Consider the following 14,598-nt stretch of genomic DNA (forward strand, 5'->3'; position numbering starts at 1 on the left):
AAATATTTAAAATTATTGTTGTTTTTTTCTATATTATTTTACATGTTTTGTAATTCAGGAAAGTTTCTATAGGATTTAACCTTGTACAAATAAAAATATTGCTATCGTTGAAAATAAAATTAACTACTTAGTTTCGTTTAAAGCAACGTTAATATAATAAAAAAAACAGGTGGAACTTACTTTCCGCCTGTTTTTTATCTATGGATTATTTAATAAGGGTATGTATTTGAAGGAAATCTTGAATATGGGGGGATTAATTAATCAGCACCTGGTTGAATATCAGCGTAGAAAGTTGAGATGTCTTCTATACTAGTTTGTGCAGCTACATTTTGTGTAGTATCTGTACTAGTTATATTTTCAAATAAAGAAATAACGGATAACATAATAGCTGTAGTAAGAATGACATAATTTTCATAATTCCAACCTCCAGTAGTAGTTGCTTTGTTAATTTAAATACTAATGGATATCCTTTGTTACACGGAATTAGTAAAAAATTTTGATTTATAATTCCTTTTTTTATAAAAACAAGTTACCTATTTAACCAATTTTATTTGTGATTTATCTTATGTTAAATTATATTAATCCAATACCTACTATTACTGCAGAATCACATAGAGGGGATATTACGGATATCATTACCAAGATCCTTGATTAATCTCCCTCTATCTATGTATTTTTAGTTTGTTTTAATTCGTCGAATTTCCAATTGATATTTTTAGATATTTTGCTGACATTTTATAAGCGCGATTATCAAAAAAATAGTCTCCTAGTTCATGAGCCAGTTCACTTACTAAAGGATATTGTTTCTTTTCTAAACCAATTTCAATTGCTTTTTGCATCTGTTTTTCATATCCATAATCATCTCCTCTTAATTTAGATACCTTCCCCTTCAATCCATATAGTTGAACATTAGCGTAAGGTACATCAAAAATTGATAATATATCAAACGCTTCATCCATAAATTTATTAACAGTTTTCCAATCTTTAAATTCAATATGAATCTCTATTAAGCTTCGTAATGCGTATACCTTTTGATGTTTTTGTTCGAGAAACTCACTTAATTGCAAACATTCTTCATAGTACTTAATAGCATTAGTATAGTCTTTTAAACCTTGATAAATTTTCCCATAATTATACGAGATTATAGGTGAATACATAGAATCTCCTTTATCTTCCAACCTACTTTCTGCCTGCTGTAAGCATTCAAAAGCCCTGTCATATAATCCATCTAAATCATACAGTATTGCGAGCATTAACAAAGTATCTATTACTTTATTCTTTATATTAAATCTCAAAAATATTTTGTAAGCTTTCTGCGCATACAAACGACTAATGCTTTTATCTTTATACAGCGCTTTATTTACAAGACACAGATTATAATATACACTGGCGTGTTGAGTGGTTTCTTCTAGATCAAGCAAACTCTCTATCTTCACGTAGATTTCATGTGCAGCCATATAATCTTGTTTATTATAAAAATAATAACCTCGAGCCATTAAATAATATATATAATCTTCAGTATACTGGAGGTCTATTTGATTTGGAATAACTTGCACAGCCTGATTTACAATTGCTTCTACATATACTAAGTTATTATTTCGGGAATGATAGTATATTAAAACACCATAAGCCTTTAATAATAAAAGAATAGAGTCTATATCACGAACATACAGTTCTAAAGAAGATAAATCTTTTTCACTTATAATTTTATCATTTTTATACTTATTACATATTCCAAGGAACATATGTTCTATATGCCCATAACCTGCATCTACAAGAAAATTGTAATCAACTTCCATCTTTTTAGCGACCTTTTCTAAAAAAGAAACAGAAGGTTTAATTTGTCCATTTTCAATTCTGCTTAAATACGTTATAGAGCATATTTCTGATACTAATTCCCCTTGCGTAAATTCTTTATGTATACGGATTTGTCGAATACGTTCACCAATATTCATATTTCCACTCCTTTCTTCGAATAACCTGGTTTGATTATTTTAGGGCAATATAATAAGAATAACGCCTATATTATCTATCATAGTATGTGTATAGTTTTATGTTCAGAGAAGGAAATGTTATCAATACTTATTTGGATGCATATGAAATTTGTATGCCCGATTTACTAATATCAGATTTTCCACCTTCCACTTATATTACTATATTATACCAATTTACTCATACTTACGCCTAACAAAATTTATCTTTTATCCCTTCAGATCTTTAAAATAAAAGTCTTCTGTCTAAAAACGATAAAATAATTAAAGAACCTTATATGTTGCAGAAACTATCTCAAATCACGAAACATGTAAAACAATACAGAAAAAACTATAAAAAATTCACAATTTTTTAATTAAATTTTACTAATTGTTATTAACGGGGTACAGTCCCATCGCTATCAACCTAATAAAACAAAATACCCCCTAAAATTAAAAAATGAGCTGACTTCTCAAAATAAATAACTATAGAGAAAGAAAATTTTCATTTAGGGGGTACTTCAAAACCTTAGCTTGATGGGTATGTGGTGCTCCCCCATATAAAGAAATTTTAAACATCTTAATCTGCCTTTCCTTTATGTAAATATGGAAATAATGAAATTATCCCAAGGATAGCTAAACAAGCTCCAATCCATAGCGGAGATACAAAACCATATCCTTTACTGATCCCAAGACCACCTAGTGACGAACCAATAACAATACCTAGCGTAATAAAAGAACTATGAACGGTATTTATCATTATTCCATTACTAGCTGTTTTCATCACCCTCGCAACCATAGCTGGATTCAATGCTACACCAGTTAAACCAATAAAAATCGTAGAAATAACTGCAATGTATTTATTCTCTGCACTTAAAGCAAATAAAGACAACGCTATGATTAATATAATTAATCCACCCATAAGTATTTTCATTGTAAATTTATCAGCGAACTTGCCAATTATTATATTCCCAATTACCGTCGCACTACCATAGAGAGCAAGTAAATATGGAATACTTGCACTTGAAAAGCCTGTGATATTTGTAAAGATCGGAGTGAAATAACTAAATGCTGCAAACGTACCACCAATAATGAACATACTTGTTACGTACGCTGCCCAAAGATGAATATTCTTAAATCGCAGAAATTCATCTTTCCAACTTAATTGCTCTTTATTTGAAGATGATGGTAACAACCGTTGAATCATAATCCCTGATACTAGCACAAGAACAGAAACAGCCCCAAAACTAATACGCCAGCCAAAATAGTGCGAAATAACGGTTGTTATAGGTAAACCTAATACAGTTGCGAACATTAAACCTGCAAGTACAATTGATGCAGCTTTTCCCCTTGAATCAGAGTGAACCAATGTTGCAGAAAAGGAAATCGCAACTCCAAAAGCTGAAGCTGAAGCAATACCAGTTATAATACGTGAAATCATCATAATATTATAGTTCCAAGCAATAGCTCCGAGTGATTGACCAATTAAAAATACGAACATTAAAAACAATAATGCTTGTTTGCTGCGTATTCGTAAGAGGATTGCAGTTAAAATGGGGCCTCCTATTACCATTGCTCCTGCATAAGCTGAAATTAAATACCCAATAGATGATACAGAAACCTGGAATGCAAGAGCAAGTTCATTCATCATACCTGCAACCATAAATTCTGATGTAGTCATACAAAAGATTGCTAAAGCTAATAAATAAATAATCGATGGCATAAAAACACTCCTTATTCATTATTGTAATGATCGGTACAAAAATAGTGAGAAAAAAGAGCGCACTAAGCGCCACAAATAGACTCCACTGTTCCTTTGATAACTTGTTCAGACAACATCCGATTTTGCATCGATACATTAAGAACACGGAATCCGTAATAACTGCTTAAAAGCAGACTAGCTAATTCCTCAGCTGATTGCTTCTTTGAAATTTCACCTGTTTGCAATCCTTCCTCCATCACTGTTTCAATAGCTTGTTTAAGAAGTTCAACATGCTTCGAGAAAATTTCTTGTACCATTGAATCGTTTTTAGCACGTTCTATACTGGCGTTAATCAATAAACATCCTTTTTGATCCATATTCTCAAAGTCTTCTTTCAATGCCCATTCAAAAAAATTACTTAATCGTTCTTTAACTGGAATTGGAGTATGTAACAATTTTCTTTGTTCCCTAATCCCAATTTCATGGTAGCGTTCTAATACTTGTTTATACAGTTCATGTTTACTACCGAAAGTATTGTATAAACTTCCTTTTCCAAGTCCTGTATCACTGCATAAATCTTGTGTAGAACACCCTTCATATCCTCTTAACCAAAATGTTTTCATTGCAACATCTACAATTGAGGAATAATCAAACTCTCGAGGTCTGCCGCGTTTATTCAATCGTATCCTCCTCTCATTTTAAAGATAACATGAATAGAATACCCTTTTTTGTACCGTGTGGTCAACAATTTTGTTTTATTGTTACTGTAAAATAAAATTTGATTATGTTAGATTACGAATAATGAAAAATAGCTCCCTTATTCAAGTTGCCTAGCGAAAAAATCACGCTTTAATAGGCTTCTTTAGCATGCCTACCTTTCTATAAATTACGAGTTATGAAACAAGGATCGTTTCATAACTCGTAATTTACTTGATTAGCTTGATGGGTATGAAGTAGTGCCCCTATAAACAAAACCCACCAGAAGCATCTAAAATTTGCCCTGTTACCCAGCGGCTATCAGAGGAAGCAAGGAATGCGACTACATCTGCAATATCTTCAACTTGCCCTATTCGTCCGAACACAGATGAAGTCGTAGCAAAATTTCGTATTTCCGGATTATCTAGCAATTTCGCATTTATATCTGTCTTCGTATATCCAGGCATAATTGTATTCACTGTTATACCTCTTTCTCCAAGATGTTTAGCTAGAGGCAGTGTCATCGTATTTAGCGCACCTTTACTTAAACCGTATGCAATGGACCCTGCAAAACCAAGTCTTACTTCAGCTGATGAAATGTTAATAACTCGCCCCTCCGCTCGTAGTAACGGTAATGTTTGCTGAATTAAGAAGAACGGTGCTTTCATATTTACAGACATAATTTCATCAAAAACTTCTTCTGTCGTATTTTCAATCGTTCCTTGTGTGCCTATCCCTGCATTGTTTACTAAAATATCAATCTCTGATGTACCAACTCTTATTTGTAATTCATTCTTTAATTGTTCTACTAGATTTTTGACACCATCAATTGAATTGAGGTCAGCTTCAATTAAAAACGCCTTTCCTCCATTAGATTCAATCTCACTAATCGTTTCAACTGCAGCTGCTTTATTTCGGCCGTAGTGAATCGCAACTAATGCACCGTCGTTTGCCAATCTCATCGCAATCGCACGGCCAATGCCCCGACTCGCTCCTGTTACTAACGCTACTTTCCCATCAAAATTTTTCATGTTTTCCATCCTTCCTAAATTTCCGTGTAATAAAGTGAAACTTTAATCAGTCCTCACCAATCAGGCGTTTACGGACAGTTAATGTGAGATAAATTCCACACTTATATTTTCATGCAAAAACCAATCATTTTAAATATAGATTTATAGGTAATTTAGTTTGTTCACTTATGATATTATAGTTATAATTTGTAATTTACTTTAGAAAATATAACAAGGAGGCTACACAATGCAAAACACAGTAAAACTGGATGAAATCGATCATAAGATTATGAACTTGTTGTATGAAAATGCGAGAATTTCTGTTTCAGAAATAGGGCGAATTATATCCATGACACAGCCTGCTGTAAAAGAGCGTATTAATAAACTTGAGGATCAAGGTGTTATAGCGGCTTACCGAACAAAATTTGAGCCTTCTAAAATTAATAAAAACATTCAAGCATTCATCATGTTTAAAACGAGCCAATGCTCTGATTTTATCCAATATTGTAATGCCGCTCCTGAAGTAACAGATTTATATCGAATTAGTGGGGAGTTTAATTATATGATGAAGGTCATGAGCGATTCGATGGATTCTCTCGCTACATTTTTAGACTCTTTAATGCAATTCGGATTATCGTCTCCTTTAATTGTATTAAAGAGTGAGTTTGAGGAGAAATTGTCGTTCTGATAAAGGGATACGTATTATCCCCCGCTAACAGTAAAAGTTTTTCCTATATGAGAAAAACCAACAAAATCAATGATTAGTAAACAAAAAAGAACATTGATATTTCAATGTTCTTTTTTATATCTCTACTTATTAATTAGATTCCTCTTCGAATAGAGTACCCTTATCCCTGATTCCTCTGCGCCTCTCTAAACTCCTCCTTCACCTTCTCTAACAGCCCTTCTTCCGTAATTAATCGATACGCTGTATTTGCTAGTGCTTTTGCGGATGTAACTAACGCTTTATCTCCAAGTTCTGAACGTGCTGCTTCTCTAAATTCATTCGTATGCGCAATTAAGTCATCTGGACCGATTTTAATGTACGGGTGAATGGTCGGTACGACTTGACTTACGTTTCCTGCGTCGGTTGAACCGATACCCAGTCTTTCTTTTCGGTTTACGTCTTCACCTAGTAGTTCTAGTTCTTCGGCTACGATGTCGTTATATATTTTTGTTACGAGTAGTTCATCGATTTCATTTTGGAATTGATGAATTTTTACTTTTGCGCCTGTTGCTAACGCTGCTCCTTGTGCGATATTTTTTACTTTTTCTGTTACTTCCGCACATCTTTTTCGCGTTGCTGCGCGGATGAAGAATCTTGCTGCGGCATAGTCAGGAATAATATTCGGTGCTTTTCCGCCCTCAGTAATAACGCCATGAATTTTCACATCTGACGGAAGTTGTTGGCGAAGTGCGTTAATACTGTTGTACAGCTGAATAACCGCATCTAATGCGTTAATCCCTTCTTCCGGTGAAGCTGCGGCATGAGCTGTTTTTCCGTAAAAGTGAAAATCAAGTGGATCGACTGCTAGTGACGGACTCGTTGTCGCTGTTTTTCCGCTCGGATGAATCATAAGCGCCGCATCAACATCTTTAAATAAACCTGCTTTTACATAACTCGATTTTGCACTACCGTTTGGCCCACCTTCTTCTGCTGGCGTTCCGAATACGACAACTTCTCCGCCGATTTCTTCAAGCGTCTCTGATAATGCAATCGCTGCCGCAACGCTAATTGTGCCAATTAAATTGTGACCACACGCATGACCGAGTCCTGGTAAAGCATCATACTCAGCTAAAAATGCGATGACTGGTCCCTGTTTTCCTGAACTTTTTCGCGCGATAAATCCTGTTTCATGTCCAGCTATATTGTGCTGCAGTTGGAATCCAGCACTCCCCAGCAATAAACTTAACGTTCTTGATGCGTAAAACTCTTGATTACCAATCTCCGGATTTGCATGAATATCGTGACTTGTTTCTATGTACTTTTCCTTATTTCTTTCAATACTCTCTTCAATTGTTTTTCTTTGTGACGTTACTCCTGTCGCTCCCATTTTTCTTCCCCCTTATATTTTTACGTAAAAAAGCCTCTTTCTAAAAGATAGAAAGAGGCTTCTGTATATACAGTCAAAATGAGCTTCTTTCTTATCTTTCAAGTTACCTTGCTGGAATTGGCACAGTATTCATAAAGAATCCGCTGCCGAGGTGTCATAGGGCCAGTCCCTCAACCTCTCACGATAAGAATTTTCATAAAATTATATTAAATTACATTCATTCTAAGTTCATTCCGATTAAAAGTCAAGGAATTCCTATCCGAATTTACCGAATATCTAAAAATCCTTTTAACACACCAATTGTTTCCGGTGCTTGTAATCTTGCACATACGTACGGAAATTCCATACTACCTTCAAACATCATTTGAGATGTGAGCGGTGCTCCTGCCCAAAAGATTTCATCATCGATTACGATAAACGGGAATGCTTTATTTTGTCTTTGTAACTTTACATTTTTCAATGGAACTGGTCCATCACTATACACTGTTATTTGCGCATTTGTACGCATTAACGCTTGCCATACTCGTTTATCCACTTGCTTTGTGCTTGGAAGTGAAATAATAATTTTTCGTTTTGCAGCTAAAATATCTTTCAATAACCCTTTCGGCTCTTCAAGATTCATTTCCATAAACCAGCGTAAACGTTTCGAAATTTTCCGCTCCCACAATTGTCTTGATGTCGTGCGATCATATACATCTCCGTGCCGTTCTATATGAGCTGTTAATTGTGATAATGCTTGTTTTCTCGAAAGGTTTTTACGCATATAATGGCAATCTGATAATTGAATGAACTTCCCTCTCGCCCTTGTCACTGCAACGTTGACGAGGCGATGATTTTTATGGTCAAAGAATAACACGCCAGGTCGTTCTTGCGGATAACTATCAACCGTATCAAATATCATCATATCTCTTTCAGAACCTTGAAACTTATGAACCGTCGCCGCTAAAACTGGTATGTTTTGATATTTCGTTCTCTGCAACATTTCTCTAATACACGTTGATAAAAAGCGGGATTGTGCCCTGTAAGGTGTAACAACACCGATCGATTGAACACCATCTAACAGTCCGATTAACATCATTTGCATCGCTACTAAACCAGACATAATGTTAAATCGAGAACCAGAAGCAGCGTCCTTTAACGAAAAGGCTCCCATTAAGCTCGTATCAAATAAAACACTTGCCTCATTTGCGAACGGTTGTAGTTTCGCAAGTTCTTTACGCTCTGAAACAGACGGATGATCATATACTCTATTTTTATAAATAAATGAATTTGTAAACTTCGATATATCCGCATGCATACGTCTTTGTTCCTGCAACATAAAGAGGTTCGGATGTGCTTCTGATTTATTGACAGACTCAACAATCCCGGCATGGTAAAACATATCTTCCCCGAGCCATTTTCGAACGAGTTCATGGTTCGCCATCGCAATTGGAGGTAACTGTAAAAAGTCCCCACAAACGACAATACGTTTTCCAAGTGAAGCAGCTAATGCAATTTGCGGAACATATGCCATACTCACTTCATCTACGACAACTAAATCAAATGTACGCTCATAAATAAGTGAATCAATGGCACATTTCGATAAAGTTGCGCCGATTACTTTCGCATTTTCAATGTATTCTTTTTCTACTTCTTTAATTTTCGCTTTTTGCTTTCGAAGATCACTTTCAATCTCTTGTATACGCTTCTTATCAGCAGAAGTCGCTTTATATGATAAAATCTTTTCACGAAGATCTTGTCGTGTTTCCTCTAAATAGAGTCTTTCCTCTCCCCAAGATCCGTTCGTCGTTTCAACTAGCTTCGACGTAAGTAATGTTTCATGATTTCGTATATGTTCATGTTGACTATAACCGTAACGAACAATTTCGCCAGGCGTCCATTTCTTTTTCTTCTCAATTTGCTTCGTTACTTCACTCATTAATACGTCTACTGCCGCATTACTATGAGCTAATACAAGTACCGATTTTCCTTTTTGATAATGCGCCGAAATGATACGTGATAAATTGTAAGACTTCCCTGTTCCAGGTGGTCCCCACACGTACGTTGTCGGATTGTAAAACGAACGATACGCCAATTCATTTTTCGGATTTTTCATCTTCTCAATATGCTTCGGACTGCTCGTCCCATCAACAAGACGCTTTATACGATTACGTTTTAACTTATCTTTATGTGCCTCTTTCAATCGCTCTTGTAGTTGCTCTAACAATTGCCACGGTTCACTGTATAAAACAGCTTCTCGTATTTCACCTTGTATATAATCATTTAATTTCAGTTCTATTTCTAATCCATGTACAGATAATACTTCTCCTGTCGCTTCCTCACCATCAAACTCAATGCGAATTGGTGAACCTTCCGGTAAGCTTACTTCGGAAATAAGCTGAAATACGTATACTGTACTTTCATAATCTGTATATAAAAAACGACCGTTCATGATAGAAATTTTACTACCACCTATCGTTTTCCAATGTTTAATTTCATACGCTAATGCATAATGCCACTCTTTCATCGTTGCCGATAATGAAGGAGTTTGAGCAGGTGTATTCATCGTATAATCTCCTTCCTTCTCCCCAAACATACTTTCTCACTATACCATATAATACGCTAAAATTTGTAAGGTTTTTATCTTGCTTATTTTCTTAATTTTCAATAACATATTGTATATAATTTTCAGAAAGAAGGAATCTACATGCCAGTTAGAAGAATTGAACACGTTGGACTTATGGTTGCAAACTTAGAAACATCTATTTCATTTTATGAAGAAGTAGTCGGCTTACAGCTCATTAAACGTATGGGGCACCCGAATCCAGACTTAAAACTCGCTTTTTTAGGTGTGGAAGAATCGAAGGAAACGATACTCGAACTCATTGAAGGTTATAACTCTTCTCTTCCGGCAGAAGGAAAAGTACATCACATTTGCTTTAAAGTGGATTCATTAGAGGATGAAATTGAAAGAATACAAAAACACGGCGTAACATTTTTACTAGGAGAGGAAATCGAAACATTACCAGATGGAACACGTTACATATTCTTCGCTGGCCCTGATGGAGAATGGATTGAGTTTTTTGAGACTGAGAGATAAAACAAACCTTTATTTTGCAGGATAGAAAAGGAGCCGGAATTCCGGCCCTTGTTTTTAAATAGTGACAAGGAAACATATCTTCAATCCGAAGACTCCCCTATATTAAAAAACAATCATTTTGTTAGGAGGAGAGAATGGTAAATACATTCTTTATTATTGTTTTTTGGATACCTATACTATTTCCAATCCTTTATGTAATCAAGATAAAGGATTGGAATATAAAAACAACTGCCTTATTTGTTGGAAGAATTCTATTAAGTATAGTCTATTTTATAAATGGAATGGTATTAGGTCTGCAACGAAATTGGGTAGAACCTCCCTACGAAACAGAATGGGATTTCTTTGTAAAGTCTTTACTAAAAGGAAAAACTGATGCACTTATACACTTGTTACTTCTAATTATTATCATTACTTTGGATCTATTCATTGCATTTTATTATATTAATAAAAAGAAATAGGATATTCTCTCCTATTTCTTTTTTTATGAGTAGCGCCATATCGCTATCAAACTAAGGTTTTATGCTGCCCCTAAACAATAATTTTTTACATTTTTACTCTGGGGGTGTCAATTTTACTAGCTTGATGGGCATGGGGTTGATTTATTTTCTTAGGTTGATAGGCATGTGGTGCTATCCCATTGCTATTAAGCTAAGAATTTAAGTGTAATATCATTTAAGGGAATACTTAAGATACAAATAAAATATCTTTTCCATGTCGTACTGTTTTATTGAAGTCTATCCCGAGTTGTAGCTAGTTCAATGCGACTGTAAATTCGGAGTTCGGTGCGCCAGCAAATACAACCGTTCCGTTCTCTGGTAGTTTCACTTTGTTATTGTTACTAACGACGGTAAAATTGACGCATACTCCATTCTCATCATACACCGCGAATGAACTTCCTGATGGCAACTCCACATTCATCGTTTTCCCTGCTGCCTCTTGCGGGATTGTAAACCATTTCGCATGCCCATTTTTTTGCAGTGTAACTTTCGATAATTGACCTGTGTCAAGGGATTTTACGTTAGATTCACTGACGTATAAAAAGCTGGCCATATCCATATATTCCGTACCATCCTCTGTATAGAAATGGGCTTCCTTTGTATCCCGCCCATTCATCACGGGAATCTGAATTTGATGCGTCGCCGTATTCGGACCTGTAATTTTTTTGCCATCCCAATAGCCATCTTTGAGCGTAATTTGTGTGTTAAGAGGTATTAGTTGCCCTAGATAATTTATAGAATTAAATTTTTCGTTAACAAGGTAGAACTTGCCGCCCTCGCGCTTCGCCCATGCAGCAGCTGTTTTCTTCGGTAACACATTGTTTTCTAATTTCTGGGCTAAATAGTGAGTCATCACATTTTGCCCCAATCCCGGCGATAATTCATATGTGCTCTCTCTCAAATAAACTTTCCCATTCTTCTCTGTGACGAAGTTAAGCTTGGAAGTACCCTTCTCATTTATAAAGCTTCCATCCGCCGTATATACATATTTTTCTTCCGGTTTAGTTGGTAAAAACAGTTCTCCCTTCTTCGTAATTTCTATTTTGAAATGGCTGTAGCTATTTCCATACAATCCTGCTTTTTTTACCACGTCTTGGGGCACTTTAGCCTTGACTGGCTTGCCGAAAGATTTATCTGGTTTTATATCCTTAATTGTCCCTTTCTCTTTAAGCCTAGCTAGCAGTAATTTGTTTGCCAACAGTTGATTTGTCATGCTGCTGCCGCCGGAGGACAATACAGCTGCTGCCATCTTCTGTTCTGGAAGCACGACCAATGTAGCATGTTGCAGTATCGTATCCCCACCCTTAGCCAACGCTTTTATCCCATATTCACTGAATGGGTATAGTTTCACACTATCCCAGCCAAGACCATAGTTGACCACATTTTCGCTATCTCCCGGCCACATTCCTTTTTTATATTCTTCTTGTTCCATCGCCTTGACTGCTTTATTAGAGAGAATTTCTTTTCCCTGTCCCATAAATATTTGTGAGAATCGCACCACATCTTCTGCAGTAGAAGAGATTCCTCCTGTACCAATCACATTTACCATTTCACTTGGAAGCTGTCCCTGGTATGTCGGAGAATACTGTCCAGCCCGCTTTTCGTCTTCCCATTTGTCTTGCGATGTTATCGTATGGTTCAGTTTTAATGGCTCTGTAAACTTTTGATGTAGAAATTCAGTAAAACTCATACCGCTGACTCTTTCTACCAAGATCTCAGCCAGCGTAAAACCGTCATTACAGTATACTGAGAACGCGCCAGGGTCTGCCTTCAAGTTTTGGTTGGACAATTGTTGCAACAAGATATCATGGGCATAAGCATCATTATTTTTAAATAAAAATGCATTATTGAACGTCGAACCTTGCAAACCCGAGGAGTGGTTCAACAGCATACGCGGTGTAATACGCTTATATCGTTTATCTTTCATTTTGAAATCAGGAATATAGCGGGCAACAGGAGCATCCAAATCTACTTTTCCTTCGTCTACCAGTTTCATAACAGCCGCAGCTGTATATACTTTACTGGTTGAACCAATTCCGTATAGAGTATCTTTAGTTAGTGGCTCTTTCCCTTCTATGTCGTTTTTGCCTGTCTGCCCCGACAAAATAAGTTTACCATTATCAATCAGCGCATACTGCACGCTAGTCGTCTCATAGGACTTCGTGAGTAGTTCAGCGTTCTCTGCAGCAATCTTCTCCAAATCTTGGCTAGCAACTTCTTGGCTAGATACAACTGGAGTCTTACTGCTAGAAGACGCTATCGCTCCTGTTGGTAGGCTCATCGTTAGAGCTAAGGTAGCGGCTAACAATCCAGATAATTTATTTTCCATAAGAAAAATTCCTCCTTAGATAAATGATCGATTTCATCTTTTATTTGTTCAATTATAAACATCACATAAACTACTATTCTGGCTTTATCCCTACCGTCTATATTCAACAAGTAAAATACTTTTAAAAAGACCAGGATTCTCGGCTCTACCCATACACCATTCTGTCATAACCAAGGGTAAATCCTCTCTTTTTTACACATATGTTAGTACCATAAATTACTTTTTCATTTAGAATGCTCTTATTACTAGTTTATTTTTCGTATAAATGTATCCTATTTACCCTCCCTCTTTTACGTTTCTCTATATTTGTATCCTACATAATAAAAATTTCTTTTTTCTTATGCATTTCTTACAATTTCCTTACGTTCAAATCACTTCTATAATTAGGTAGGTTTTATTTTAAGATCTCCAGGATAATAAATGCTTATATAATCCCACGATTTCATAGAAGATGGATTAATAACCCTGCGCCAAATCATCATGCACATCTCTGATATTTCCTTGGATTCCCCCTCAACCTTTACCACAGTTCCAACCGGCATCAACACTTCTTCACGTTCTTATAAATAGTAATAACTAATCAACTCCTTACCTGGAAATAAATGAATATAGAAAAAGAGAGATAAGGTTAAAATACCTTTATCTCTCCTTTTCTCTCACATATTATGCGAAGGATTTTTTTGTGCGAGTCCCCTTACCATCAATTGAAGAATAAAAAAAGAAGGGGATTATCCCCTCCTTTTACGCTTGCTCCGACTGGCGGAATTATTTAATATACCCACGATTCAGTTCAGTTAACTTTTCATTGATGTTAAAAATTCTTACTCTAATATCTTTAACACCAGATGCTTGAAGTCTGTTTTTATGCATTTCCGCGTATTTTTCAGCATCTTGTTTTTCTTCAAATACATAAATGCCTCCAGCTTCTTTTGTTTCTTGATTCTCTGTCCATATTTTCCAGTGGAATCCTTCTTCTTCGTTAATACTATTTGCTAAATCCCAAAACGCTTTTTCCATTTCTTCACCAAAAGGACCTTCAAACGGAAAATCAACTTGTAATAAATAAGCCATTTTCACTCACTCCTATTTTTAATATAAAATTCATCAGGAATTCCTTTGTATAAAAATCCTTCCCATTCTTTTACTGATTATGATTCGAATGATAGTAATGTCTAAATTCGTATTGCTATTATTATTCAAGCACTAATTTGAGAATCCCCCTATTTGTAAAATAATCACAAAATGTTAGCAGCTTGAACGC

The 14,598-nt window shown here is 35.6% G+C and carries 12 protein-coding genes and 1 riboswitch; of the genes, 3 read left to right on the forward strand and 9 right to left on the reverse strand.

Features of this window, described 5'->3' with window-relative positions:
* Positions 1-686: 686 nt before the first annotated feature.
* From J0835_RS15340 to J0835_RS15355, 4 genes are all read right to left on the reverse strand, one after another.
* Positions 687-1,955 carry a helix-turn-helix domain-containing protein gene (locus tag J0835_RS15340; protein ID WP_087981166.1) on the reverse strand — a complete coding sequence of 423 codons (1,269 nt, stop codon included), beginning with the start codon at positions 1,953-1,955 and terminating at the stop codon, positions 687-689.
* A gap of 595 nt (positions 1,956-2,550) precedes the next feature.
* Positions 2,551-3,693, reverse strand: coding sequence for an MFS transporter (locus J0835_RS15345; protein WP_087981167.1), 1,143 nt, complete (start codon positions 3,691-3,693; stop codon positions 2,551-2,553).
* Positions 3,694-3,755: 62 nt separating this feature from the next.
* A complete protein-coding gene (locus tag J0835_RS15350) occupies positions 3,756-4,352 on the reverse strand; it encodes a TetR/AcrR family transcriptional regulator (protein WP_087981168.1) in 597 nt (198 codons plus the stop codon).
* A gap of 282 nt (positions 4,353-4,634) precedes the next feature.
* The gene (locus tag J0835_RS15355) at positions 4,635-5,399 is read right to left on the reverse strand and encodes an SDR family oxidoreductase (protein ID WP_140386828.1); all 765 of its coding nucleotides are present in this window, start codon (positions 5,397-5,399) and stop codon (positions 4,635-4,637) included.
* Positions 5,400-5,625: 226 nt separating this feature from the next.
* Here J0835_RS15355 and J0835_RS15360 point away from each other — a divergent pair, with 226 nt between their 5' ends.
* Positions 5,626-6,066, forward strand: a complete 441-nt coding sequence (locus J0835_RS15360; protein WP_071710651.1) for an Lrp/AsnC family transcriptional regulator — start codon at positions 5,626-5,628, stop codon at positions 6,064-6,066.
* Positions 6,067-6,226: 160 nt separating this feature from the next.
* Here the strand turns inward: J0835_RS15360 and J0835_RS15365 are convergent, their stop codons facing one another.
* Entirely contained in the window at positions 6,227-7,432 is a 1,206-nt protein-coding gene (locus J0835_RS15365; protein WP_087981170.1) for a M20 family metallopeptidase, read from the reverse strand.
* Positions 7,433-7,520: 88 nt separating this feature from the next.
* Positions 7,521-7,622: riboswitch (SAM riboswitch) on the reverse strand.
* 75 nt (positions 7,623-7,697) lie between these two features.
* The gene (locus tag J0835_RS15370) at positions 7,698-10,007 is read right to left on the reverse strand and encodes an AAA domain-containing protein (RefSeq protein WP_140386829.1); all 2,310 of its coding nucleotides are present in this window, start codon (positions 10,005-10,007) and stop codon (positions 7,698-7,700) included.
* Between the two features lie 111 nt (positions 10,008-10,118).
* Between J0835_RS15370 and J0835_RS15375 the strand changes: the two genes are divergently transcribed.
* Together J0835_RS15375 and J0835_RS15380 are read left to right on the forward strand one after the other, a co-directional pair.
* Positions 10,119-10,511: a VOC family protein gene (locus J0835_RS15375; protein ID WP_001145279.1), complete on the forward strand. Its 393-nt coding sequence runs from the start codon at positions 10,119-10,121 to the stop codon at positions 10,509-10,511.
* 134 nt (positions 10,512-10,645) lie between these two features.
* Positions 10,646-10,969 (forward strand): hypothetical protein, encoded by a 324-nt coding sequence (locus J0835_RS15380; protein WP_087981172.1) that lies wholly within the window; start codon positions 10,646-10,648, stop codon positions 10,967-10,969.
* Positions 10,970-11,261: 292 nt separating this feature from the next.
* On the opposite strand, the gene J0835_RS15385 is transcribed toward J0835_RS15380, so the two are convergent.
* The 3 genes from J0835_RS15385 to J0835_RS15395 form a co-directional block, all read right to left on the reverse strand.
* Positions 11,262-13,337 carry a serine hydrolase domain-containing protein gene (locus J0835_RS15385; RefSeq protein ID WP_087981173.1) on the reverse strand — a complete coding sequence of 692 codons (2,076 nt, stop codon included), beginning with the start codon at positions 13,335-13,337 and terminating at the stop codon, positions 11,262-11,264.
* A 383-nt stretch (positions 13,338-13,720) separates the two neighbouring features.
* Positions 13,721-13,879 (reverse strand): DUF4176 domain-containing protein, encoded by a 159-nt coding sequence (locus tag J0835_RS15390; protein WP_140386830.1) that lies wholly within the window; start codon positions 13,877-13,879, stop codon positions 13,721-13,723.
* Between the two features lie 223 nt (positions 13,880-14,102).
* Entirely contained in the window at positions 14,103-14,408 is a 306-nt protein-coding gene (locus J0835_RS15395; RefSeq protein WP_087981175.1) for a monooxygenase, read from the reverse strand.
* Positions 14,409-14,598 lie beyond the last annotated feature (190 nt).

The sequence above is a fragment of the Bacillus cereus group sp. Sample62 genome (genome assembly GCF_036851315.1).
Lineage (GTDB): Bacteria > Bacillota > Bacilli > Bacillales > Bacillaceae_G > Bacillus_A > Bacillus_A wiedmannii.